The organism is Paraburkholderia sp. BR10936, from assembly GCF_040965735.1.
GTDB classification, from domain to species: Bacteria; Pseudomonadota; Gammaproteobacteria; order Burkholderiales; family Burkholderiaceae; genus Paraburkholderia; species Paraburkholderia nodosa_A.
The window spans coordinates 636,787-660,374 of record NZ_JBFRCM010000003.1 but is presented as its reverse complement, the minus strand read 5'-3'; the positions used below and the strand labels follow the sequence as shown (position 1 = coordinate 660,374).

At 65.2% G+C, this 23,588-nt stretch carries 23 protein-coding genes; 6 read left to right on the top strand and 17 right to left on the bottom strand.

All coding sequences use genetic code 11. From position 1 onward, the window contains the following. Nucleotides 1-1,293, bottom strand: a 1,293-nt coding sequence (locus tag AB4Y36_RS09550) for an ESPR-type extended signal peptide-containing protein (RefSeq protein ID WP_368682820.1), incomplete at its 3' end; no start/stop codon positions are given. Nucleotides 1,294-1,869: 576 nt separating this feature from the next. Here AB4Y36_RS09550 and AB4Y36_RS09545 point away from each other — a divergent pair. After that, a complete protein-coding gene (locus tag AB4Y36_RS09545) occupies nt 1,870-2,055 on the top strand; it encodes a hypothetical protein (RefSeq protein ID WP_368605680.1) in 186 nt (61 codons plus the stop codon). Nucleotides 2,056-2,120: 65 nt separating this feature from the next. On the opposite strand, the gene AB4Y36_RS09540 is transcribed toward AB4Y36_RS09545, so the two are convergent. The 9 genes from AB4Y36_RS09540 to AB4Y36_RS09500 all read right to left on the bottom strand — a co-directional run bounded on the left by AB4Y36_RS09540 (nt 2,121) and on the right by AB4Y36_RS09500 (nt 11,903). Continuing rightward, nucleotides 2,121-2,543 carry a CopD family protein gene (locus AB4Y36_RS09540; protein ID WP_342950338.1) on the bottom strand — a complete coding sequence of 141 codons (423 nt, stop codon included), beginning with the start codon at nt 2,541-2,543 and terminating at the stop codon, nt 2,121-2,123. 75 nt (nt 2,544-2,618) lie between these two features. Next, entirely contained in the window at nt 2,619-3,890 is a 1,272-nt protein-coding gene (locus tag AB4Y36_RS09535) for a glutamate-5-semialdehyde dehydrogenase (RefSeq protein ID WP_342950340.1), read from the bottom strand. A gap of 200 nt (nt 3,891-4,090) precedes the next feature. Next, entirely contained in the window at nt 4,091-5,302 is a 1,212-nt protein-coding gene (gene holA, locus AB4Y36_RS09530; RefSeq protein WP_368682819.1) for a DNA polymerase III subunit delta, read from the bottom strand. A 43-nt stretch (nt 5,303-5,345) separates the two neighbouring features. Beyond that, the gene (gene lptE / locus AB4Y36_RS09525; RefSeq protein WP_069268423.1) at nt 5,346-5,909 is read right to left on the bottom strand and encodes an LPS assembly lipoprotein LptE; all 564 of its coding nucleotides are present in this window, start codon (nt 5,907-5,909) and stop codon (nt 5,346-5,348) included. Nucleotides 5,910-6,009: 100 nt separating this feature from the next. Continuing rightward, on the bottom strand, nt 6,010-8,604 hold the full coding sequence (gene leuS / locus AB4Y36_RS09520) for a leucine--tRNA ligase (protein WP_069268422.1): 2,595 nt from the start codon (nt 8,602-8,604) through the stop codon (nt 6,010-6,012). 166 nt (nt 8,605-8,770) lie between these two features. Next, nucleotides 8,771-9,202 carry an ExbD/TolR family protein gene (locus AB4Y36_RS09515; RefSeq protein WP_368682818.1) on the bottom strand — a complete coding sequence of 144 codons (432 nt, stop codon included), beginning with the start codon at nt 9,200-9,202 and terminating at the stop codon, nt 8,771-8,773. A 12-nt stretch (nt 9,203-9,214) separates the two neighbouring features. Further along, nucleotides 9,215-9,943, bottom strand: coding sequence for a MotA/TolQ/ExbB proton channel family protein (locus AB4Y36_RS09510; RefSeq protein ID WP_069268420.1), 729 nt, complete (start codon nt 9,941-9,943; stop codon nt 9,215-9,217). Nucleotides 9,944-9,996: 53 nt separating this feature from the next. Then, nucleotides 9,997-10,794: a 4-hydroxy-tetrahydrodipicolinate reductase gene (gene dapB / locus AB4Y36_RS09505; RefSeq protein WP_368682817.1), complete on the bottom strand. Its 798-nt coding sequence runs from the start codon at nt 10,792-10,794 to the stop codon at nt 9,997-9,999. A gap of 173 nt (nt 10,795-10,967) precedes the next feature. After that, nucleotides 10,968-11,903, bottom strand: a complete 936-nt coding sequence (locus tag AB4Y36_RS09500; protein ID WP_069268418.1) for an outer membrane protein assembly factor BamE — start codon at nt 11,901-11,903, stop codon at nt 10,968-10,970. A 136-nt stretch (nt 11,904-12,039) separates the two neighbouring features. Between AB4Y36_RS09500 and fur the strand changes: the two genes are divergently transcribed. Continuing rightward, on the top strand, nt 12,040-12,468 hold the full coding sequence (gene fur, locus AB4Y36_RS09495) for a ferric iron uptake transcriptional regulator (protein WP_069268417.1): 429 nt from the start codon (nt 12,040-12,042) through the stop codon (nt 12,466-12,468). 103 nt (nt 12,469-12,571) lie between these two features. Here the strand turns inward: fur and AB4Y36_RS09490 are convergent, their stop codons facing one another. The 3 genes from AB4Y36_RS09490 to AB4Y36_RS09480 form a co-directional block, all read right to left on the bottom strand. Next, complete coding sequence (locus tag AB4Y36_RS09490; protein WP_342950333.1) at nt 12,572-13,084, bottom strand: ureidoglycolate lyase; 513 nt, start codon at nt 13,082-13,084, stop codon at nt 12,572-12,574. Between the two features lie 13 nt (nt 13,085-13,097). After that, nucleotides 13,098-14,117 (bottom strand): allantoicase, encoded by a 1,020-nt coding sequence (alc, locus tag AB4Y36_RS09485; RefSeq protein ID WP_368682816.1) that lies wholly within the window; start codon nt 14,115-14,117, stop codon nt 13,098-13,100. 61 nt (nt 14,118-14,178) lie between these two features. After that, nucleotides 14,179-15,522, bottom strand: a complete 1,344-nt coding sequence (locus AB4Y36_RS09480; protein ID WP_368682815.1) for a C4-dicarboxylate transporter DctA — start codon at nt 15,520-15,522, stop codon at nt 14,179-14,181. Nucleotides 15,523-15,787: 265 nt separating this feature from the next. Between AB4Y36_RS09480 and AB4Y36_RS09475 the strand changes: the two genes are divergently transcribed. After that, nucleotides 15,788-16,513: a FadR/GntR family transcriptional regulator gene (locus tag AB4Y36_RS09475; RefSeq protein ID WP_368616739.1), complete on the top strand. Its 726-nt coding sequence runs from the start codon at nt 15,788-15,790 to the stop codon at nt 16,511-16,513. 53 nt (nt 16,514-16,566) lie between these two features. Here the strand turns inward: AB4Y36_RS09475 and gap are convergent, their stop codons facing one another. Together gap and tkt are read right to left on the bottom strand one after the other, a co-directional pair. After that, nucleotides 16,567-17,577 (bottom strand): type I glyceraldehyde-3-phosphate dehydrogenase, encoded by a 1,011-nt coding sequence (gap, locus tag AB4Y36_RS09470; RefSeq protein WP_069269122.1) that lies wholly within the window; start codon nt 17,575-17,577, stop codon nt 16,567-16,569. Nucleotides 17,578-17,714: 137 nt separating this feature from the next. Next, nucleotides 17,715-19,757: a transketolase gene (gene tkt / locus AB4Y36_RS09465; RefSeq protein ID WP_069269123.1), complete on the bottom strand. Its 2,043-nt coding sequence runs from the start codon at nt 19,755-19,757 to the stop codon at nt 17,715-17,717. Between the two features lie 377 nt (nt 19,758-20,134). Between tkt and speE the strand changes: the two genes are divergently transcribed. From speE to AB4Y36_RS09450, 3 genes are all read left to right on the top strand, one after another. Beyond that, nucleotides 20,135-20,998: a polyamine aminopropyltransferase gene (gene speE / locus AB4Y36_RS09460; RefSeq protein ID WP_368682814.1), complete on the top strand. Its 864-nt coding sequence runs from the start codon at nt 20,135-20,137 to the stop codon at nt 20,996-20,998. 106 nt (nt 20,999-21,104) lie between these two features. Beyond that, nucleotides 21,105-21,533 carry a glyoxalase/bleomycin resistance/extradiol dioxygenase family protein gene (locus tag AB4Y36_RS09455; RefSeq protein ID WP_069269125.1) on the top strand — a complete coding sequence of 143 codons (429 nt, stop codon included), beginning with the start codon at nt 21,105-21,107 and terminating at the stop codon, nt 21,531-21,533. A 4-nt stretch (nt 21,534-21,537) separates the two neighbouring features. Next, nucleotides 21,538-22,278 (top strand): 16S rRNA (uracil(1498)-N(3))-methyltransferase, encoded by a 741-nt coding sequence (locus AB4Y36_RS09450; RefSeq protein ID WP_368682813.1) that lies wholly within the window; start codon nt 21,538-21,540, stop codon nt 22,276-22,278. 86 nt (nt 22,279-22,364) lie between these two features. On the opposite strand, the gene AB4Y36_RS09445 is transcribed toward AB4Y36_RS09450, so the two are convergent. Next, nucleotides 22,365-22,922 (bottom strand): barstar family protein, encoded by a 558-nt coding sequence (locus tag AB4Y36_RS09445; RefSeq protein WP_069269127.1) that lies wholly within the window; start codon nt 22,920-22,922, stop codon nt 22,365-22,367. A 7-nt stretch (nt 22,923-22,929) separates the two neighbouring features. Beyond that, nucleotides 22,930-23,361 carry a ribonuclease gene (locus AB4Y36_RS09440; protein ID WP_083245699.1) on the bottom strand — a complete coding sequence of 144 codons (432 nt, stop codon included), beginning with the start codon at nt 23,359-23,361 and terminating at the stop codon, nt 22,930-22,932. Nucleotides 23,362-23,588: the final 227 nt, after the last annotated feature.

The window sequence follows — 23,588 nt, the reverse complement described above, 5'->3', positions numbered from 1 at the left end:
GTCGCCTTGCAGGTTCGTGATGTCGGTCGTGTTCTGTGTCACGCGGGCATCCAGGTTCGTAATCGCCCCACCTACGCTGTTGTAGGTGTCTCCACCCACGTTATACGTCGGGTTCGAGATCGAGCCATCGCTGTTCACCGTCGAGCCGCCGCCGAACGAATCCGCCGTCGAGCTGGCCAGGTTGTACAGCTGAGCGCCGTTCACCGCGTCGAAGCTCGTCGCCGAGACTGCGCCCGCCGCCACGTTGTGCAAGGCCACCGGCGTGGTCGCATCCGTGCCGCCCAGCGTCACCGAGTCGTGCGTCGACGTGTCGTACATCACCGCATCGGCCAGCTGGCCGTTGATGTTCGTGACGTCGCCCTGCAGGTTGCTGATGTCGGTTGTGTTCTGCGTGACCTGCTGGTTGGTCGCGAACAGTTCCGAGCCATTCACCGCGTCGGTCGACGCAGCCGTCAGTTGGCCTGCCGCGACGTTGGTGAGCGTGCGCTCCTTGCCCGCCGAACCCACCGAGATCGTACTCTTCGCGTTCGTGCCTGCGAACGAATAGCTATTGCCGCCGATCGTCACGCCCGCCGTGTTCACCACGGTTGCTGTGGTCGCACCACCGCCCAGCGCCACGTCGTTTGCATTGGTCGCGACGGCACTCCTGCCTATCGCCACCGAGCCATCACCGACTGTCGTGGAGTAGCTGCCGATGGCAACCGATTTGTCGCCAGTCGCAGTTGTCGACGCGCCCATCGCGACCGACGCATAGCCCAACGCCTTGTTGTAACTGCCCATTGCGGCAGAAAAATCCCCGCTTGCTACTGTCAGGTAACCCAGCGCGCTGCTGGCGGTGCCGGCTGCCGTTCCGAGCGAACCCACCACGGTTCCAAACGCGCCCGTAGCGGTGGCGCCGAAGCCAACCACACCCGCATTCTGGCCACTGGCAAGCGTGTATTGGCCGATTGCCATTGTTCCCGCGCCTGTTGCGCTGGCACTGGCGCCGATAGCGAGGTTGTACTCCCGCAGATGGCGACCATCCCCTGGAATCAAATACGTACTTGATGTGTCAGCCGCATAGGCGTTCGATCCAATCGCAAGGTTCGAGTCAATGCCACTGTCGTTCGGAGCGGTGTTGCCACTCCCGCCGGCGACATAGGCGTGCGCCTGACTGGCCACGCCCAGCACCGCGACGGCAATGACCATCGCCTTCACGTTGCCCTTGCCCTTGCACTTGCCTTTTGCGTTTTCCGCCGCTGCAACCCAAGTTCTTGTGATCTCGTTCCAGACTGATTTGTATGTCCTGTTCATTCCTGGCCCTGGTGAATCGAGGGAGTACCGACCGAGTGATACCCGCAGGCGTCACAACCCGATGCGCGCGGCAATCTGTCGGCAATTTCCTTCTATAAAGAAAATCATCTGGCCCATTAAAGCCAACGATCTGCGTCGAACACGCCATGGCTCGATAATTCCGGCAACTGAGGGATTCCCTACAGCTTTATCGGACCAATATGCGATTACAGGAGCAACTTTACGAATTCGAAGTCACAGGGAGAATAAGAGAACTCTTAAAGCAAAAAGGTCGATGAAAAAGGGCCGAGGCACACAATCAGCAACGGCAATAGCAACAGTTCGCAGGAGTCAGCGATGTTCTCAAAGGTCGAGATAAGAACCGCAGAGTCAGCAGGAAATTTCCATTTATTTTCGCCAATTACACGGAATCGAATTACAGAAAAACAGCCCTTGTCTTTATATGAAAAAAATCTCCTACGCCTTTTAAGAAATCCTACAAATCAATCCCAATTGCATCCGCAATTGTCAGGTATTTTTCAATAAATATTAAACTTCAGGCTATCCGCCGGGATTTATCGGATACCGGGGGCGCACGTGCTGAGCGACGCGGGTTTGCAGGTGCTCGACAATATCGCCGTGGCGAGCGGCATCAACGGTTACACACCTGCGGCAGGCCTGGAGGCGATCGAGTATCGCTTCACTGACGTGCTCGTGAAGCAGGCGTACAGCGGGCGTGTCGTAGCGGCCCGCATGCGCCGCGAGACAGCGGGCGCTATCTGACGGCGCCCGCGCGCGGGAAAAAGCTGAATTACGGGCCGCAGTGGCGGCGTGAGTGCGTCAGTGATTCAGAACGGCTTGATGACAGCCAGCGCCACCGCAGCCAGCATGCCGAGCACGGGAAGCTCGTTGAACATGCGATACCACTTGTCGGAGCGGCGGTTTTCGCCGCGCTCGAAGGTCTTGAGCAAACGTCCGCAGTACGCGTGATAGACGATGAGCAGCAACACCACGCCCACTTTCGCGTGGATCCAGCCCTGGCCGCGCCCAATGCCCACCACGAGCCACAGCCACAGTCCGCATAGCAGCGCGGGCACGGCGATCATCGTCATGAAGCGGTAGAGCTTGCGCGCCATGATGAGCAGACGCTTGACGGCCGCAGGCTCGGTTTCCATCGCGAGATTCACGAAGATGCGCGGCAGGTAGAACAGGCCCGCGAACCACGAGGCGATCAGCACGATGTGAAACGTCTTGACCCAGAGCATCGACATTATTTTTTCTTCTTCGTGAGCGATTGTGCAACGAGGCGGGGCGCTACGCCGTGCGCCGCCCCGTGCGATGCGTGACTATTGACGGCCTTCGCCGTGGCCGAGCACGACGTACTTCAACGAGGTCAGCCCTTCCAGGCCGACCGGGCCGCGCGCATGCAGCTTGTCGTTCGAAATGCCGATCTCCGCACCGAGGCCGAACTCGAAGCCGTCGGCGAAGCGCGTCGAGGCGTTCACCATCACGCTCGCCGAGTCGACTTCGCGCAGGAAGCGCATGGCGCGGTCGTGGTCTTCGGTGACGATCGCGTCGGTGTGGTGCGAGCCGTAGGCGTTGATGTGCTCGATCGCGTCGTCGAGCGTGTCGACCACCTTCACCGCCAGCACCGGCGCAAGATACTCGGTACGCCAGTCCTCTTCGGTCGCGTCCACGAGCGGACCTACGCCCGCGTCGGCGAGAATCGCGCGCGCCGCAGCATCCACGCGCAGTTCGACTTCCTTCTCGCGATACAGGCGGCCAAGCGGCGGCAGCACGTCGTGCGCAATGCCGCGCGCCACGAGCAGCGTCTCCATCGTGTTGCAGGTGCCGTAGCGGTGCGTCTTGGCGTTGTCGCACACGGTCAGCGCCTTCGCGAGATCGGCGCGGTCGTCCACGTACACATGGCAGATGCCGTCCAGGTGCTTGATCATCGGCACGCGCGCCTCTGCCATCAGGCGCTCGATCAGGCTCTTGCCGCCGCGCGGAACGATCACGTCCACGAATTCTGTCATCGTGATGAGCTTGCCCACGGCCGCGCGGTCGGCAGTCTCGACCACTTGTACCGCATCCTGCGGCAATCCCGCCGCAGCCAGCCCTTCGCCGATCAGCTTCGCGAGCGCCGTATTGCATTCGAGCGCCTCGGAGCCGCCGCGCAGAATCGTCGCGTTGCCCGACTTCAGGCACAACGCGGCCGCGTCGATCGTCACGTTCGGCCGCGATTCGTAGATGATGCCGATCACGCCCAGCGGCACGCGCATCTGCCCCACCTGGATGCCGCTCGGGCGGAACTTGAGGTTGCTGATTTCGCCGATCGGGTCGGGCAGCGCCATGACCTGGCGCAGGCCTTCCACCATCGTCTTGAGCGCCTTGTCCGACAGCGTGAGGCGGTCGATGAACGCCGCGTCGTGGCCCTTTTCCTTCGCGCGTGCGAGGTCGCGTGCGTTCGCATCCTTCAACTGCTGCGCGTCACGCTCGATGGCTTGCGCCACTGCTTCGAGCGCCGCGTTCTTCGCGGCCGTCGTGGCTCGTGCCATCGCGCGCGAAGCGTTGCGTGCGCGGCGGCCGAGGTCGGTCATGTACTGGTCGATATCCATAGTGTCTTTCGTCATGCGGCGCGTGAGGCGCAGTCAGATGAGCTGCCCAGGCGCGGTTCGATTCAAAGCGGTTCAGGCCGATTTTAAGGCCAGCCGCCAAGGTTTGCTGGACGTGGCCGGGCGGCCCGGCAGGTGCACCGGCCGCGCGGCGCGGCATGAGGCAGGCGCCGACGCGCCGGTTCAGGCAAGCGCGGAACGCTTTATCCCGGCCGGCGCGACGGCCCTGCGGTGCGCGGTCGGGCCGCGGCCGCTGCGGCGGCTGCCGCGGCTGGGCCAGTTGACTGAGCACCCGGCTGCGCGCGTGGTGGCGCTCCAGCGGCGCGCGCACCGGCAGCGGCGCGCGCCTGCGGTGCGCTTTCGCGTGGCGCGGCCACGGTCATGGCGAGTTCGAAAAGGCCGTCCCAGGCATCGGGCGGCAGCGCATTGCGCCAGTCCGCGCGCGATTGACCCGAAAGCCCCTTGACCTGGCGGTCGAGGCGCGCCGCGAGCGCGAGACCGCGCTCCAGCGTCGCTTCGCTCAAGCGCGACAGCGCCGGCCCGATGAGCCGCTCGCGCGGCCCCCACACGCGGTTCTCGCGCAGCAGCATGGCGAGCGGCTTGCCCGCCGCCACGCCGCGCTTGATGCGCAACAGCGTGCGGATTTCCTCGACCACGGCCCACAGCACCAGCACCGACGCCTCGCCTTCGCCCTGCAGCCCGTCGAGCATGCGCGCGAGACGACCAACGTCGCCTGTGAGCATCGCTTCGTTGAGCTTGAATACGTCGTAGCGCGCGACGTTGAGCACGGCGTCGTGAATCTGCTCGAAGCTCAGCACGCCTTGCGGATAAAGCAGCCCAAGCTTCTGAATTTCCTGATGCGCCGCCAGCAGGTTGCCCTCCACACGCTCTGCCACGAATTGCAGCGCGCGCCGGCCGTCCTCGCCTGGCGCCACGCGCTGGCCTTGCAGCGCCAGACGCTGGCCGATCCAGTTCGGCAGTGCCGTGCGCTCGACGGGATCGATCTTCAGCGCGACGCCGCTATCAGCCAGCGCCGTGAACCATGCAGACTTCTGCGTGGCGGCGTCTAGGCGCGGCAGCGTAACGAGCATCAGCACGTCGGGATTCGAGGCAGCGGCGAGCGTCTTGAGCGCGTCCGCGCCTTCCTTGCCGGGCTTGCCCGACGGAATACGCAACTCCACCAGCTGGCGGTCGCCAAATAGCGACATCGACTGGCTCGCGCCGAGGAGCGAGCTCCAGTCGAAGCCGCGCTCGACGGTGAACACCGAACGGTCGGTGAAGCCCGCCGCGCGCGCAGCCGCACGGATGCGGTCACACGCCTCCTGGGCGAGCAGGTGTTCGTCGCCATAGACGACGTACAGGCCGGCCAGCCCTCGCGCGAGGTGCGGTTCGAGTGCGTCGGGTCGCAGTTGCATGGCGCTCGGTCGAAGGTCGCTCAGTAGATGGAAACCGCGCGCATTACAGCGGCGGCGGCGGCAGCGGTGCGCGCGGCGCGACACCCGGCACGACCTGATCGGGCGTCGGGTTGATCGTTCTGAGCACGGCAAGGCGCCGCATGAGCTGGTCGACGGCGTCGTTCTGCATGTCGGTGAACAGCAGATCGGCTTCCTGCGTCTTGGCGGTCGAGAACTGATCGCTGTACGTCATCGCGCGATTCAGCGAAATGGCGCTCGGCTGGATCAGCACGCTGCCATCCGGTCTCGTCAGCGTATAGTTCAGCGAATAGTTGACCTGATATTCCACGACTGCGCCGAGTGAATTGAGCGTGAGCGTGCTGAAGCTGCGCCCTTCGGATATGTGCAGCACGGCGTCGGCGTTGGCCACCGAGTCGACCACCACCGAATCGCTGCCGCCTTCGACCATACGCGAGAGGCGCCCGACGAGCGGCGGCGGCGCGCCGACGACCGCGAGGCGCTTGAAGGCGAAGTTCTCCTCGCCGCGCAGCTGGAAGCCGCACGCCGAGAGGGCCAGCGCGCTGCCCGCCACGAGCGGGAACAACCTGAGAAACGATCTGCGAATCACATGGACTCCCTGGGTTCGCGACAGAGTCGCCGGTGTCGGCTGAGCGGCGCCGCGCGGTGCTGCACGCGCTACGCCGCTCACATGGCCTTGGTTTGCCTCGTTAGACCACGACGTTCACGAGGCGGCCCGGCACGACGATGATCTTCTTCGGTGCACGGCCTTCCGCGAACTTGACGAACATCTCGTGCGCAAGTGCAGCCGCCTCGATCGCGTCCTTCGGTGCGTCCTTGGCCACCGTCACGGCGCCGCGCACCTTGCCGTTCACCTGCAGCACGAGTTCGATTTCGGCCTGCTCCAGCGCCTTTTCGTCGACCTTCGGCCACGGTGCATCGAGCAGCGTGCCGTATTCATCGCCGTAGCCGAGCGCCTTCCAGAGTTCGAAAGCGATATGCGGCACGACCGGGTACAGCACGCGCAACAGCACGCCGAACGTTTCGCGCTGCACCCCCGCACCGGCACCCTTGGCGCCGTCGATGGCGTTGAGCATCTTCATCGCCGCCGATACGACGGTGTTGTACTGCAGGCGCTGGTAGTCGAAGTCGGCCTGCTTGAGCACGCTGTAGACTTCGCGGCGCAGCGCCTTTTCGACGTCCGTGAGCGCCGCCGCGTCGAACGAGGCACGCGACTGGATCGCTTCGGCGTTCGCGTGGCCAAAGGCCCACACGCGGCGCAGGAAGCGGCTCGCGCCTTCCACGCCCGCGCCCGACCATTCGAGCTGCTGCTCGGGAGGCGCCGCGAACATCGTGAACAGACGCGCCGTGTCTGCGCCGTACTGGTCGATCAGCACCTGCGGGTCGACGCCGTTGTTCTTCGACTTCGACATCTTCTCCACGCCGCCCAGCACCACGGCCTGGCCGTCGCTGTTGAGCGTCGCGCCGATCGGGCGGCCCTTGTCGTCGTGCGTGACGGTCACGTCGGCCGGGTTGTACCAGGTCTTCTTGCCCGCAGCGTCTTCGCGATAGAACGTTTCGTTGAGCACCATGCCCTGCGTGAGCAGGTTCTTCGCCGGCTCGCCGAACTTCACGAGGCCGAGGTCGCGCGAGACCTTCGCCCAGAAGCGCGAGTACAAGAGGTGAAGAATCGCGTGCTCGATGCCGCCGATGTACTGGTCCATCGGCATCCAGTAGTCGGTGCGCTCGTCGACCATGTTCACGGCATCCGGCGCAGCGTAGCGGTAGAAGTACCACGACGAGTCGACGAAGGTGTCCATCGTGTCGGTTTCGCGCTTCGCGTCGGCGCCGCAGGTCGGACACTTGCAGTTCAGGAAGGCTTCCGACTTCGCGAGCGGGTTGCCCGTGCCGTCCGGCACGAGGTCTTCCGGCAGCACGACCGGCAGGTCCTTTTCGGGCACCGGCACGTCGCCGCAGCTCGGGCAGTGGATGATCGGGATCGGCGTGCCCCAGTAGCGCTGGCGCGAAATGCCCCAGTCGCGCAGGCGCCACGTGACCTGCTTGTCGCCGAGGTCGAGCGCCTTGAGGTCGGCCGCGACAGCGTCCACGGCCGCCGTGTAGGCGAGGCCATCGTATTTGCCGCTGTTCACGCAAACGGCGCGTTCCTTGTCGCCGTACCATTCCTGCCAGCCGTCGAGCGAGTAGGTCTCGCCTTCTGCGGCGATGACCTGCTTGATCGGCAGGTTGTACTTCTGCGCGAACGCGAAATCGCGCTCGTCGTGGCCCGGCACGCCCATCACGGCGCCTTCGCCATAGCTCATCAGCACGTAGTTGCCGATCCACACCGGCACCTGCTCGTGCGTGAGCGGGTGCGTCACGGTAAAGCCCGTGGGCACGCCCTTCTTTTCCATTGTCGCGACGTCGGCTTCCGCCACGCCGCCGCGCTTGCATTCGTCGATGAACGCCTGCAACTCCGGCTTGCCTTGCGCGAGACGCGTGGCAAGCGGATGCTCGGCCGCGATCGCCGCAAAGGTCACGCCCATGATCGTGTCGGCGCGCGTGGTGAACACACGCAGCAGCTTCTTCTCGCCATCCAGCTCGTACGGGAAGCCGAAGTTCACACCGAAGCTCTTGCCGATCCAGTTCTGCTGCATGATCTTCACGCGCTCGGGCCAGCCGAGGCCGTCGAGGTCGTTCAGCAGTTCGTCGGCGTACTGCGTGATGCGCAGGTAGTACATCGGGATTTCGCGCTTTTCCACCAGCGCGCCCGAGCGCCAGCCGCGCCCGTCGATCACCTGCTCGTTGGCGAGCACGGTCTGATCGACCGGGTCCCAGTTCACCGTGCCGGTCTTCTTGTAGGCGATGCCCTTCTCGAGCATCTTCAGGAAGAACCACTGGTTCCACTTGTAGTAGTCGGGCTTGCAGGTGGCGATTTCACGCGACCAGTCGATGGCGAGACCCATCGACTGCATCTGGCCCTTCATGTATTCGATGTTGTCGTACGTCCACCTGGCCGGCGGCACACTGTTGGCCATCGCGGCGTTTTCGGCGGGCATGCCGAACGCGTCCCAGCCCATCGGCATCAACGTGTTGTAGCCGTTCATGCGCAGGTAACGGTACATCACGTCGTTGATCGTGTAGTTCCGCACGTGGCCCATGTGCAGCTTGCCCGACGGATACGGCAGCATCGAGACGCAGTAGAACTTGGGCTTGTCGGTCTTCTCGGCCGTCCGGTAAGCGTCGGTGGCGCGCCATTCGCCTTGCGCGGCGGATTCGACGTCGGAGGGAACGTATTTTTCGAGCATGGTGTGGATGGTGAACGCTGGAAACGGGCCGTTTCGGTGCCGGATGCACCGGGCCGGCCGTTCACGATACCGGCAGATTGCGGCGGTTTCGCTGGGCCCGTTTTTAAAGGAAACGTTGATTATACCGTTGACTGGCGCGCGCTCAGCGGCGTGCGCAGTGGCGTCTTCAGTGAGCGCCGGCGGGCGGCTCGGTCACGAAGCCTAAGCGCGTGAGACCGGCCTGCTGCGCGGCACCCATCACCTGCGCGATCACGTCGTAGCGCGTCTCGCGCGCGGCGCGCAGTTGCAGCTCGGGCTGCTGCGACTCGGGCTCTTTGCCCGCTGCCGTGAAGCGCGCGCGCAGTTCGTCCAGCGTGATGGGCTGGGCGTTCCAGTAGAGCTTGCCGGCGGCGTCGATGGAAAGCGTGACGGTCTGCGCCGTTTGCTGCGCCGGCTGTGCCTCGACCTTCGGCAAATCGAGCCGGATCGCGTGTGAGAAGAGCGGCGCCGTGATGATGAAGATGACGAGCAGCACGAGCATGACGTCGATGAGCGGCGTCATGTTGATTTCCGACATCGGTGCCGTATCGCGCTTCTTTTCGAGTCCGCCGAATGCCATACGCGTTGCCTCCTACGACTCGGCGCGCGCGCCTTCGCGCATCGCGCCGTGCGCACCTTCGCGGCGCAGCGGCGCGCCTTCGGGCGCACAGGCATAGGCGTGCAGATCGTGGGCGAAGCCGTCGAGATCGTCGCAGAGCTGGCGCACGAGGCGACCCAGCACGTTGTAGGCGAGCACCGCAGGAATCGCGACGACGAGACCGAAGGCCGTCATGATGAGCGCCTCGCCCACCGGGCCGGCCACGTTCTCGATCATCGCCTGGCCGCTCGCGGCAATGCTGCCGAGCGCGTGGTAGATGCCCCAGACGGTGCCGAGCAGACCGACGAACGGCGCCGTGCTGCCCACCGAGGCGAGCAGGACCTGGCCGAATTCGAGGCGCCGCTGCGACGCCTGCAGCGCACCGCGCAGCGCCCGCAGGACGCGCTCGCCGCGATCCACGCGCGCGAGCATCACGCCGGGCGCGTCGGCTTCCTCGGCGGCGAGCGCCGCCTGAGCCAGCGGCAGGAACACGCGCTCGCGGTCGACCGGACGCATGGCGGCAACGCCGTCCGCGAGCGTGCGCGCCTGCCAGAAGCGCGCAATGGCGCGTGGCCCCTGGCGCTTCGCGCGCAGCAGGATCCAGCTCTTGATGATGAGGAAACACCAGCTCGCGACCGACATGGCGAGCAATACCCACGCAACCGCGTGGGTGACCGCGTCGCCCGTCTGCAGATAGTGAATGACTCCGGAACTCGCTGCCATCGGACCTCGCTCACTGTCGGTCCGGCGCAGGCGCCGGACCGTAGGGGAAACGCTCAGCGCAGGCCGAGCACGTCCTGCATATCGTACAGGCCATGGGCCTTGTCCTGCAGAAAGCGCGCGGCGCGCACGCTGCCCTGCGCATAGGACAGGCGGCTCGAGGACTTGTGCGTAATCTCGATGCGCTCGCCAATGCCCGCGAACAGTACCGTATGATCGCCGACGATGTCGCCGCCGCGAATCGCCGAAAACCCGATCGTCGAGGGGTCGCGCTCGCCCGTGACGCCTTCGCGGCCATACACGGCGCATTCGTCGAGATTGCGGCCGAGTGCGTGCGCCACGGCCTCGCCCATCGCAAGCGCGGTGCCCGAGGGCGCGTCGACCTTGTGGCGATGGTGCGCCTCGATGATCTCGATGTCGTAACCGGTCTCGAAAAAGCGCGCCGCATATTCGAGCAGCTTGAGCGTAACGTTCACGCCCACGCTCATGTTGGCCGCGAACACGATGCCGACCTTTTGCGCGGCCGCGCCGAGTTGCGCCTTTTGCTGGGCGTCGAAGCCGGTCGTGCCGACCACCATCTTCACGCCGTGGCGCTGCGCCGCCTCGAGGTGCACAAGGGTGCCTTCGGGGCGCGTGAAGTCGATCAGGCAGTCGCTTTGCGCGAAGACCTGCTCGATGTCGTCGGTGATGCGCACGCCGGTGTCCTTGCCGAGGAACGCGCCGGCGTCCTGGCCGACGGCGGCCGAGCCCTTGCGCACGAGCGCGCCGGAGAGCGTGACATCGGGCGAATTCAGGACGGTTTCGATGAGCATGCGGCCCATGCGGCCCGATGCCCCCGCGATTGCGATTTTCATGAGTCTTCCTGCCATTGTGTCGCGGGCCGCGGTGCCGGGTGCTACCAGGCGCCACGCAGCGCCGCCGCCAAAAAACGCGGCGGCCGGTGGTGGTGACACCCCGGCCGCCGAATCGAAGCGTGGCACGCCTCGCGCACCACGCCCTGCTTGTGTTACCGGCTGGGTCAGCCGGGTCAGTTGCTCGGAGCCGCAGCAGCCCCCGAGGCCGGCACCGTGGGCGGCGCGGCGAGCGACGAATCCCGTGCGGGGCCTGACGGCGCCGCATTGGTATCGCCTGTGCCTTGCGCGCCGGCGGTCGGGCCAACCGGGTTGCTCGGCGGCACGCCCTGGATTTGCGGCTGCGGCTGACGATGCAGCTGAACCTGCGAGGGCATCGTGCCGACGTTCTGCGGCAGCGCCGACGACTGCGGATTGCCCGCGCGCACCGACGGCGTGAAGCCCGACGGGGTTTGCACGGCTTCCGTGGCGCGGTTCGCGGCGGCGGCCGCCTGTGCGTTGGCGTCCTGCGGCAGTGCGTTGGTCGCGGTGCCGAGTTCGGACGACGGCGTGCGCGCCGTGTCGCCAACCGTCGGGCCGGTCGCGCTCGAAGCCTGCCCGGGCGCGCCTGCTGCAGCCGCCACCGGCGCCGAAGCGCCCGAGGCCGGCGCGGCCGCGACGGCCTTCTTGCCGGTGCGGTCGCCGTCGATTTCGGCGAGCAATTCGAGGTTCGAGGGCAGGTCTTCGCCACCCGACCAGCTCGCTACGCGGTCGCCTTCGAACAGCACGACGAAGTCACGCTGCTGGACCACGGCGGTCGAGCCGCGCTTGAAATAGAAGATGTAGTCCCAGCGATTCGCATGGAACATGTCGGTGAGGAGCGGCGTGCCGAGCAGCTGCTTGACCTCGGCGCGCGACATGCCCACCTTCATCTGCGCCGCGGCTTCCGCCGAGACAAAATTGCCTTGCACGATGGTAATGCGGTAAGGCGTAATGCTCTGGGCGACGCGCTGCGTCACGCTGTCGTATGTTTTACAGCCGGCGAGCGCCGCGAACGCGGCCGCAGCCAGCAGGGTGCACGCCAGGCGGCCGCCGTGCATGCGCCGGCCGATCGTTGTGAATTCTGGAATCATTTCCCTCACCGTGCGGGCTTTTCGCGAAGCCGCGCGTATTCTGTAGAAGATCGTTCGAAGTTCTGGCGAAAATGCCCGGAACGGCAAAAACGCATTAACATAACAACCTAGCATTGTACTCCAGGGACTTATCGTCATGACCAATCCAACCGATCTCAAGAACATCGGCCTCAAGGCGACGCTGCCTCGCCTCAAGATCCTGGAGATTTTTCAGCACAGCCCCGTGCGCCATCTGACCGCCGAAGACGTCTACCGGAACCTGCTGAACGAGGAGCTCGATATCGGCCTCGCCACGGTCTACCGGGTCCTCACCCAGTTCGAGCAGGCCGGGTTGCTCACGCGCAGCAACTTCGAATCGGGCAAGGCGGTGTTCGAGCTGAACGAGGGTAGTCACCACGACCACCTCGTGTGCCTCGACTGCGGCATCGTTGAAGAATTCTTCGACCCCGAAATCGAAAAGCGCCAGCAAATGATCGCCACGGAGCGCGGCTTCAAGCTCCAGGAGCACGCCCTCGCGCTCTACGGCGCATGCACGAAGGAAAACTGCCCGCACCGCAAGCACTGACCGCCGCTTGCGGCTTGCAGGCTGCAGAAAAGGAAACGCCACGGCAGATCTGCCGTGGCGTTTTCGTTTGGGGAGCCGGTATTGGCGAAAAACGGGCCGGACCTCAGGCGGGCACGAGTGCCGTGTCGGCTTGCGCGAGCCGCCAGGGCCGCGCGAGCGCGATCTCGTCGCAGTTCGGCTGCGTGCCGCCGCGATCGATCACGACGAAGTCACTCACGCGCCCGAACGCGAGCAACGGGTGATGCCAGACGCCTTTGGCGTAGTTGACGCCCTGCCCGCGCCCGGCCCAGAACGCCCGCAAGCCGGCCGGATCGAACTCGCCCGCGGGCGCGACCACCACCGCGTAGTCCGCTTCGCCGAGCGGCACGAACGCCTGGCTGCCTAGCGGATGCCGCTCCATCATCGCAATCTCGACGGGCCACGTACGCGGCTGGGCGCGAAACACGCTGACGATGGGCCGGCCGCCCGCCTCGTTCACGTCGATGGCGGCGAGATCGTGAAAGCGCTCGGTCGTGCCGCCGTTGATCGGAAAATGGCGCGCGCCTTCGAGTTCGATGACGTCGCCGAACGGCGCGAACGCCTGTCGCGTCAAGGGTTCCATGTGCAGGATCTGCATCGCGGCTCCTCGCTTAAGCCAGTTCGCCCCACAAGCGCAGGCGCGAGACGCCGCCGTCCGGGAAGATGTTGAAACGCACGTGCGTGACCGGGCCGAGCGCCGCGATCCTGCTCTCGAACACGTGCTGCTTGTCCATTTCGAGCTTCTGCTCGGCGAGCAGTTCCGGCCAGAACATCGCCTGGGTGACGAGCGAGTCGTCGGTACCGCCCGTCACGGTCGCCGCCTGCAGCGAGCAGCGGTCCGGGTAGTTGCCCTTGAAGTGCGCCGTGTCCACTTCGACCTTGCGGATGATGCCGGGCCGCGCGAGCGCCACGATCGCCCAGTCGTTGCCCGGCTCCCGGCGGCGGCGCGTTTCCCAGCCGTCGCCCATGTTCACGCCGCGGCCGGGCATCAGGATCGTGGAAGCGAGCCCGAAGTGCTGGTTGTTGGCCGCGACCAGATAAGCGCCGTTTTCGATCGCCGCGAGATCGATGAGGCTGCCGCGCTCCACCGTGTTCCAGTCGCGCCGGGGCTGACCGTACACGCGCAGACGCGCGAGGCCGCCGTCGGGATAGAGATTCACGCGCAAATGCGTGAACGCGCGCGTATCGCTCACTTCGACGTAGTGGTGCTGGTTGCCCTGCAAGCTCGTCGGCGGGACGATGGTCTGCCAGTCGGCGTTGTCACTGGGGGTTTCGTCGTCGCCCAACTGCGCGTAGCACGCCTCGATCGAAGCCGCCGGCGGGAAGTTGCCCGTGAAGTGGCTCGTGTCGAGATCGAGGCCGTAAATCACGCCCGGGCGCGCGAGGCGCACGATGCAGAAGTCGTGGCCCGTCGTGCGCTTGCGGCGCGTTTCCCAGCCGTCCATCCACTTGCCGTGGTCGTCGTACTTGCCGGGGATGAAGACCGCGGGCTGCGGATCGAGCATGCGCTCCTTCGGCGCGAAGAACTCGTCGCTCGCGTGGAGCGCGCGGGCGCCCAGACGCGGATCGGCGAGGTTCATGTAGCGGCGCGTGAAGGCGGGGGCATTGGGGTCGAGAGTCGGAATGGCCATGATGGTGTCGTTCGCTTGGGTTGTTCAGTTGATCGAAGGAAAACGAATGCCGAGTGCTGGGTCAGGCGTGCGCGTGCTTGCCGCCGAGCGCACCGTTTTCGCCAAGCGCCGTGTCTGCGTCGCTGTCGCCTGCCGGCACGTAGAGAAAGCCTTCGTCGAGGTTCAGCACACGCCTGGCGCGCGCCTTGTCGATGTCGTGCTCCCACACTGCGACCACCACCGTCGCGACGCAGTTGCCGATCAGGTTGGTGAGCGCGCGAGCGATGCCGACGAACCAGTCCACCGGCAGGATCAGCACGAGGCCGAGCACGGGAATCGCGGGAATGGCGGAGAGCGTGGCGGCGAGGATCACGATCGCCGAGCCGGGAATGCCGTGCGCGCCCTTCGAGGTAATGAGCGACACCAGCACGACCACGATGAGGTCGTGCATCGACAGCGGCGTGTTGGTTGCCTGCGCGATGAAGATCACGGCGAGCGTGAGGTAGATCGAAAAGCCGTCGAGATTGAACGAGTAGCCCGTCGGGATAACGAGACCCACCGTGGAATCCTTCACGCCCATCCATTCGAGCTTGCGCATGATCTGCGGCAGCACGGCGTCGGACGAAGCGGTGCCGAGCACGATCGAGAGTTCTTCGCGCAGGTAGCGGATCAGCTTGAACACGTTGAAGCCCGCCAGCCGCATGACAATGCCGAGCACGACCGCAACGAACACGACGCAGCTCGCGTAGAACACGATCACGAGCAGCCCGAGTTGCTTGAGCGAAGCGACGCCGTAGGTGCCGGTCGTGAACGCGATCGCGCCGAGCACGCCGAGCGGCGCGAGCTTGATGATGAAGCCCATCACGCGGAAGAAAACCTGCGAGAGTTCGTCGATGAGGCTGTTCACACGCTGCGCCTTCGGGCCGAGCAGCGAGAGCGCGCTGCCGAACAACACCGAGAAAACGAGGATTTGCAGGATGTCGCCCTTCGCGAAGGCATCGAAGGCGGTGTCGGGAATGATCTTCAGCAGGAAGCCCGCGGTGTCCTTCAGGCTCCTGGCGTGCTCCGTGTAGGTCGCAAGCGAGGCCGCATCGAGCGAGTGCAGATCGACGTTCATGCCCGCGCCCGGACGCGTGACATACGCGAGCACGGCGCCGATCACGAGTGCGACGGTGGTCATCGCCTCGAAGTACACCACCGACTTCAGGCCGACGCGGCCCACCTTCTTCAGGTCACCCGCGTGCGCCATGCCGCTTACGACCACGCAGAACACGATCGGCCCGATCACCATCTTGATGAGCTTGAGAAAGCCGTCGCCGAGCGGGCGCAGCGATTGGGCGAAATGCGGAAACACCGCGCCTACGACGATGCCCAGTACGAGGGCGATCACTACGCGGCCAAACAGCGAATTGAAGAACTTCGTCACGACTGTCTCCTACTGAGCAGGGGTGGAGCAAGCAACTGTTCTGACTGGTCTGACCAGCACTGTTATGGCGGATAGTAGGAAGCCGATATAACGGAGTCAAGGTTGGGAAGCGCGGTGTTTACCCTTGCGCGGTCTGACCAGTTTGCGGGCCGGAGCGCCACGCCTTGTCCCACGGCGCACGGGCGTTGACGCGATGCACCATACGGGTGCTCCGGACGGGACTACAATACCGGTCAGACCACGCGAAAGCTGCCCGCGCCATCCGATGAAGAACGTTCCGCACACCGTCACCGACGCCGCCATCGCCACGATCCGCGAACGGATCGAGGGCGGGCTGTATCCGGTCGGCAGCCTGCTGCCCGCACAGCGGCAGCTTTCCGAGGAGCTGGCGATCAGCCGCGCGTCGCTGCGCGAAGCGCTCTCGACGCTCGAAGCGCTCGGCATGCTGTCGATCCGCGCCGGCAAGGGTGTGTATGTGACGAGCGCGCAGGCCACCAACGCTCACCCGTGGCGTTTCGCCGATCAGTCGTCGCTGCCCGACACCTACCAGATGCGCTACGCGCTCGAAGGCTTCGCCGCGCGCATGGCGGCGCTCGCCATCGGCGACGCCGACGTCGCGTGGCTCGAAGCGAACACCGAGGCGCTGCACAGCGCCCTCGCCTGCGACGAGCTCGACGAAGCCGCGCAGCTCGACTTCGAGTTCCACATGCGTATCGTCAATCTCGCGGGCAATGCGGCGATCGAATCGATCCTGCGCAGCAGCGCCGACATCATGAAAGAGAGCCAGCGCATGCCGTTCTACCGGCGCGAGCGCGTGCTCTCCACGCATCGCGAGCACGGCCTGATCGTGGTGGCGCTGAAGGCGCGCGACTCGGCGGCGGCCGGCGAGGCGATCGAGGCGCACATCGCCAATGCGGCACAGCGCGCGGGCGTGTACTTCCCCACGCCGCCCGCGTTCGCCACCGCCTCCCAGAGCGCCATCGAAAAATAAGGACAAAAAAAACCGCCCCGAGGGGCGGTCTTTTCATGCAGCGTCGAGCGTGCTTACTTCGCGTTCGCGAGCGCCACAGCCGTGTCCAGCATGCGGTTCGAGAAGCCCCACTCGTTGTCGTACCAGCTCGACACCTTCACGAGACGGCCCGAGACCTTCGTGAGCGTGGCGTCGAACGTCGACGACGCCGGGTTGTGGTTGAAGTCGATCGACACCAGCGGTGCGTCGTTGTAGCCCAGGATGCCCTTGAGCGCGCCTTCCGACGCTTCCTTCATGATGGCGTTGACTTCTTCGACCGTCGTGTCGCGCTTGGCGATGAACGACAGGTCGACGATCGAGACGTTGATGGTCGGGACGCGGATCGCGTAGCCGTCCAGCTTGCCGTTCAGTTCCGGCAGCACGAGGCCGACAGCCGAAGCCGCGCCCGTCTTCGTCGGGATCTGGCTGTGCGTGGCCGAGCGCGCGCGGCGCAGGTCTTCGTGGTACACGTCGGTCAGAACCTGGTCGTTCGTGTACGCGTGGATCGTCGTCATCAGGCCGGTTTCGAGGCCGATCTTGTCGTTCAGCGGCTTGACGAGCGGTGCCAGGCAGTTGGTCGTGCACGATGCGTTCGAGATGACCGTGTGTTCGGCCTTCAGCACGTTGTGGTTCACGCCGTAGACGATGGTCGCGTCGACGTCCTTACCGCCCGGCGCCGAGATGATCACCTTCTTCGCGCCGCCCTTCAGGTGCGCGCTGGCCTTTTCCTTGGTCGTGAAGAAGCCCGTGCACTCCATCACGACGTCGACGCCCAGCTCGCCCCACGGCAGTTCGGCCGGGTTGCGGTTGGCCAGCACGCGGATACGGTCGCCGTTGACGACGAGGTAGTCGCCGTCGACCTTCACTTCACCCGGGAACTTGCCGTGTGCCGTGTCGTACTGCGTCAGATGCGCATTGGTCTTCGCGTCACCCAGGTCGTTGATCGCAACGATCTGGATGTCGTGCTTCTTGCCGTTCTCGTAGAACGCGCGAAGCGTGTTACGGCCGATGCGGCCGTAGCCATTGATAGCGACGCGAATGGTCATGGTTTATCTCCTAAGGGCTGAAAAATTCTGAAACCAGTGCTGCGCTGGCGCCGACTCCGGGCTGCGGCGGCCCGGCGGGACGCTCAAGGCAGCGGGCCCGCCAGATCTTGCCGATCAGGCGGGCCCGTTACGCATGCTTAGTTGTCGAGCGCGGCCTTGGCCGTCGCGACGACATGATCGACCGTGAAGCCGAAGTGCTTGAACAGCACGCCAGCCGGGGCCGATTCGCCGAACGTGTCGATGCCGACCACGCCGCCTTCAAGGCCCACGTACTTGCGCCAGAAGTCGGTCACACCGGCTTCGATCGCGACGCGGCGCACGCCCTTGGGCAGCACGCGCTCACGGTAGTCGGCGTCCTGCTTGTCGAACACGTTGGTCGACGGCATGGACACCACGCGGGCGCCGATACCTTCGCGCTGCAGCGCTTCGACGGCCTTCATCGCCAGTTCGACTTCCGAGCCCGTGGCGATCAGGATGATCTTGCGGCTCGGGATGTCGTCGTTCCAGTCCTTGAGGACGTAGCCGCCCTTGGCGATGTTCGCGATTTGCGCGTCCGTGCGCTCGTTGAACTGCAGGTTCTGACGGCTGAAGATCAGCGACGAGGGACCGTGATGCGAGATCGATTCGGTCCAGGCCACCGCGGTTTCCACGGTGTCGGCCGGACGCCAGAGCGTCATGTTCGGGATCAGGCGCAGGCTTGCGACCTGTTCGATCGACTGGTGCGTCGGGCCGTCTTCGCCGAGACCGATCGAGTCGTGCGTGAATACGAAGATCGACGGGCACTTCATCAGCGCGGCCACGCGCAGCGCGTTGCGGCTGTAGTCCGAGAACGTGAGGAACGTGCCGCCGAACGCCTTGTAGCCGCCGTGCAGGTTAAGGCCGTTGAGCGCCGCACTCATGCCGAACTCGCGCACGCCGTAGTTGATGTGGTTGCCCCACTGGATGCCGGTCTCGCCGGCCTTGGCGGCGCGCACGGGCTTCGAAGCCTTCCAGTTGGTGAGGTTCGAGCCGGTCAGGTCGGCCGAGCCGCCCAGCAGTTCGGGCAGTGCGGCGGCGAGGCCTTCGATGGCCTGCTGCGAAGCCTTGCGCGTGGCAACCGTTTCCTTGCGCGAATCCGCGCCGGCGACGATCGCGGCGGCTTTCTGCGCCCAGTCCGCGGGCAGCTTGTGCGCCATGCGGCGCTCGAATTCGGCGGCTTCGGTCGGGTACTTCGACTTGTACGCGGCGAACTGCTCGTTCCATGCCGCTTCGAACTTCGCACCGGCGTCCTTCGCGTCCCAGTCTGCGTAGACTTCCTGCGGCAGCGTGAACGGCTCCCACTTCCAGCCCGCCGCTTCGCGCCACTTGGCGATTTCTTCGGCGCCAAGCGCCGCGCCGTGCACGTCGTGGCCGCCCTGCTTGGTGGGCGCACCCTTGCCGATGATGGTCTTGCAGCAGATCAGCGTGGGCTTGTCCGAGGCCTTGGCCTTCTGGATAGCCGCGTCGACCGCGTCCACGTCATGGCCGTCCACGTGCGGGATCACGTTCCAGCCGTAGGCTTCGAAGCGCTCCGGCGTGTTGTCGTGGAACCAGTTGACGACGTCGCCGTCGATCGAAATGCCGTTGTCGTCGTACAGCGCGATCAGCTTGTTCAGCTTGAGCGTGCCGGCGAGCGAGCAGGCTTCGTGCGAGATGCCTTCCATCAGGCAGCCGTCGCCGAGGAACACATACGTGTGGTGATCGACGATCTTCGCGTCGGCCTTGTTGAATTCCGCAGCGAGCAGCGCTTCGGCCAGCGCCATGCCGACCGAGTTCGCCAGCCCCTGGCCGAGCGGGCCCGTGGTCGTCTCGACACCCGGCGTGATGCCGAACTCGGGGTGACCCGGCGTCTTCGAGTGCAGCTGACGGAAGTTCTTCAGTTCCGCCATCGGCAGGTCGTAGCCCGTCAGGTGCAGCAGCGAGTACAACAGCATCGAGCCGTGGCCGTTCGACAGCACGAAGCGATCGCGGTCACTCCAGAGCGGGTTCGTCGGGTTATGGCGCAGATGGCGCGACCACAGTGCAACGGCGATCTCGGCCATGCCCATGGGCATGCCGGGGTGACCGGAGTTCGCTTGCTGAACGGCGTCCATGGACAGCGCACGAATGGCGTTGGCCATCAACTGGGTGGTAGCGGGGGAGGCGGAGGACGAGGTCGTCATGTCGAGTCCGGAAGTGTGCAAAAAGCGGCGTGGGCGGCGCAGGTCGCGAACAGCGCAAATTGCGAGAAAACTGCGGCGCACACAGCAGCGCGGGAGTCCGGAAGCTCGGCAAATCGCCCGCTCAGGCGCACATGCGGCGCCAGGAGACGCGAAACGGCCGGAGCAAACGGAGAGGGCTGCAAAGCGGAATATTCTAGCAGATCATGGGGATGAACCCTGGCCGTAAGGCGCGCGGTATGCGCCGCACGCGCAGTCGTCCTCGCGTTGGCCCCTGGCGCGGCCCAGGTCCGGTTCACACCCCTATAATGGCTCTGTTGGCCCTATTTACTGCGGGATTTTCGCGTGCTCAGGCGCAACGGCAACACACCTCGACTTCCGTGACCGACTCCCTCCTCTTCCATCCTGCGGCAGACGCGCTCTACGGTTTTCCTGGCGCGCGCCGCCTCGCCGCGGCCGACACGCCGTGGCAGCGCATCGAGGTCTGGGACACGCCGCAACTGGGCTGCCTGTTCACGCTGGACGGCCGCCCGATGACCTCCGCCGGCGACGAGTTCATCTATCACGAGTGCATGACGCACCCGGCCGCGCTCACGCATCCCGCGCCGCGCGCGGCGCTCGTGCTGGGCGGCGGCGACGGCGGCGCGGCGCGCCAGTTGTTGCGCCACCCGGACATCGAGCGCATCGTCGTGGCCGAACTGGACCCGGACGTGGTGCGCCTGACGGGCGACTATCTGCCCGAGGTGCGCGGCGACGCCTTCGAAGATCCGCGGGTGGAACTCGTGATCGGCGACGCGGCCGCGTTTGTCGCCTCCGCGCAGGCGCGCTTCGACCTCGTCGTATTCGATCTGACTCCGCCTGACTCGCCGGCTGCGGGCCTCTATACCCCGACGTTCTATGCGGCGCTCAAGCGCGTGATGAGCGCCGACGCGCTCGTCTCGCTCCATCTGGGCTCGCCGTTCCATCATGCGCAGCGCGTGGGCGCGCTGCTCGGCGGACTGCGCGCGGCCTTCGCCGTCGTGCGACCGCTTGCCGCCTACGTGCCGCTCTACGGTTCACTGTGGCTCATGGCGATCGCGAGCGACACGCTCGACCCCGCCGGAGTCGACGAGACCACGTTGCAGGCGCGCGCCGCCGGGCGGCATCTCGAAGGCTTGCGCTACTACGACCCGCGACTGCACGTGGCGCTGTTAAAGGGTTCATGCACGGCCCGCGATAAACTAGGCAGATTCCTGCCGCTCTAGGGCTCCTGCCCGTGGAGAACGGCTGGTCCCATAGCGCTTTTGTCCTGCGCGCCCTCGCCCGGAGCGGCACGGCGCATCATCCGAACCGCGAATCTGGAGAGACTCGATGACCGCACCCCGTCCTGCCGGCGTGCCATGGCTGACCCCGTATCTGACAGTACGCGACGCGCGCGCGTCGATGGACTTCTATCGGGCAGCACTCGGTTTTGCGGTACGCGACAGCGTGGAGGACGACGGCGCGATCATGCACGTGGAAATGACTTACCACGATCAGTTGATCGTCATGTTCGCGCCGGAGGGCGCGTTCGGCTCGACCGCGCGCACGCCCAAAAGCGCACAGACTGTCGCGCCGCAATCTTTTTATCTGTATGTCGACGATGTCGACGCGGTTTATGCGCGGGCGCTCGAAGCCGGCGCAAAATCGCTGAGCGAGCCGCAGGACCAGTTCTGGGGGGACCGTTTCGCGCAGGTCGAAGACCTCGACGGTTACCGCTGGGCGCTTGCTCGGCACTTGTCCCGATTCAATGAAAAATAGTTCTATGCCCCGCTTTTTCGTCGGCAGCGCCCTGCAATCCGACGAGGTTGTCACCCTTCCCGACGAGGTCACGCGTCATGTCCAGGTGCTGCGCCTGCAGCCCGGCGACACCATCGTGTTGTTCAACGGTCTTGGCGGCGAGTACAGCGCCGAGATTGTCGGCATGGAGCGCCGCGACACGCAGGTGCGCATCGGCCCTCGCCGCGACTTTGAAGCCGAGCCGCCTTACCGCGTCACGCTCGCTCAGGGCATTGCCGGCAACGACAAGATGGACTGGCTGATCGAAAAGGCCGTCGAACTGGGCGCGACGAACTTCGTGCCGCTCACCGCAGCGCGCAGCGTCGTGCGGCTTTCCGGCGAGCGCGCCGTGCGCCGCCAGGCGCACTGGCAGCGCATTGTGCAGGCCTCGTGCGAACAATGCGGACGCAACCGCCTGCCCGACGTCGCGCCCGCGCGTGACATCGCCACATGGCTGGACTCCTTACCCGGGCGCCCCGGCGAAGGCGAACTGCGCCTGCTGCTCTCGCCGCGCGCCAACGTCGCGTTCTCGACCTTGCCGGTCGAGCCGCCTTCGGGCGAAGTGACGGTGCTGATCGGGCCTGAGGGGGGATTTTCGTCGCAGGAAGAGGAGGCGGCGCTCGACCACGGCTTCCTCGCCGTGGGGCTCGGGCCGCGCGTGCTGCGCACCGAAACGGCGGGCATCGCCGTGCTCGCGGCGCTCGCCGCACGCTGGGGCGGCTGGTAAGCGCAGCGGGTAAAAATGACAAAGCCCGCCGGAAGGCGGGCTTGCGATTTTCTGTCGCATGCGCGCGACGGAACGTGAGCCGAAGGTCAGGCGAACGAATAAAAAACGCGGAACGGCACCTTGCGCTCGGCCCAGTATTCCGAAGCCTCGCGAAAGACGTCGAGCAGCGTTTCCCGGCCGTCCTTGTCGAACTTCTGGGCGATCGGCAGTCCTTCCAGCACGATCACGAAACCGGGCTGCTCGCCGGCTTTCTGCACCAGATCGGTCAGGCAGTCGTACAGGCCGTCGTAGTTCTTGCCAAAATGCTTCGGAAACAGAAACGAGGTGGCAATCGTCTCGAGTACTTCCTGCCTGGTTTGCGCATTCGCGCAGAACGCATAGAGGAAATGCTGCTGCAGCCGCTGGGCTTCGTCCGAGAGATCCTGAATGCGAAACGCCCGGATCGACTGGACAATATTCGGCTGCACGGTCGAAAACAGGCTCATGGCCCCCTCGTTCGATGAAAGCCCCGCCTCATCCTGGCGCGCCTCGCTGTCGTGCTTCAACTGCATGACGCGCTGGAACAGGTTGCCCTCCCCGGACGCGAACAGATCGCTCGCGACCCGGGGGTCGTGCGCGTAAACGTTATCGCTCATGCCGCTCATCCCGGTGTCAATCAATAATTCGCCTGAAACTGGCGTAGTGGTCGTCGGAGTAGTAACAGTTGTCGGTCCGCTTGCGTGGACCACCGCAAACGATGCGCTTGGCACCGCGGTTGTGCGCGCCCGGCGTCGGGACCGTGTACTCGTGATAGTAGCCCCGCCGCTGCGGTGGCAATATCCGCTCAAAATTCCCGAAAACAACGCCGTCCTTCTCGAAAGGGAACGGGCCGCCCGCCGCAATCAGGCTCAACGTGCCTACCGCCTCACGCGGAAGTTCGTTGACCGAAATGCTGCCGACCGGATTACCCGCCTCTTCCGGCTGACTCGTGCGCGCCTGAGCGCCACCTGCCGCGAACGCTGCGGTTGCGACCAGCGCCACCGCTGCGGCGCGCCGCAAGCCAGACAAACCGCCGCCGAAACAATGAGTTAGACGAGGCGCCATCACCTGGTTCCCGCTTCCCTGGTTACGTGTTCGACGACCATGAAAGGTGTAAGGGTATCGCTAATGATGCCTGGAAGCAACGTTAGTCAGGCGAGGACGACTACAGCTTGACTCCTCACGAGGGTCAAACTGGTAACTTTTACAATCTCATTTCGCGCGATTTTGCTCGCTCGAGCCGGGTCTCGCGCTCAAAAAAAATCGGCGTGCTCACAGGAGCACACCGATTT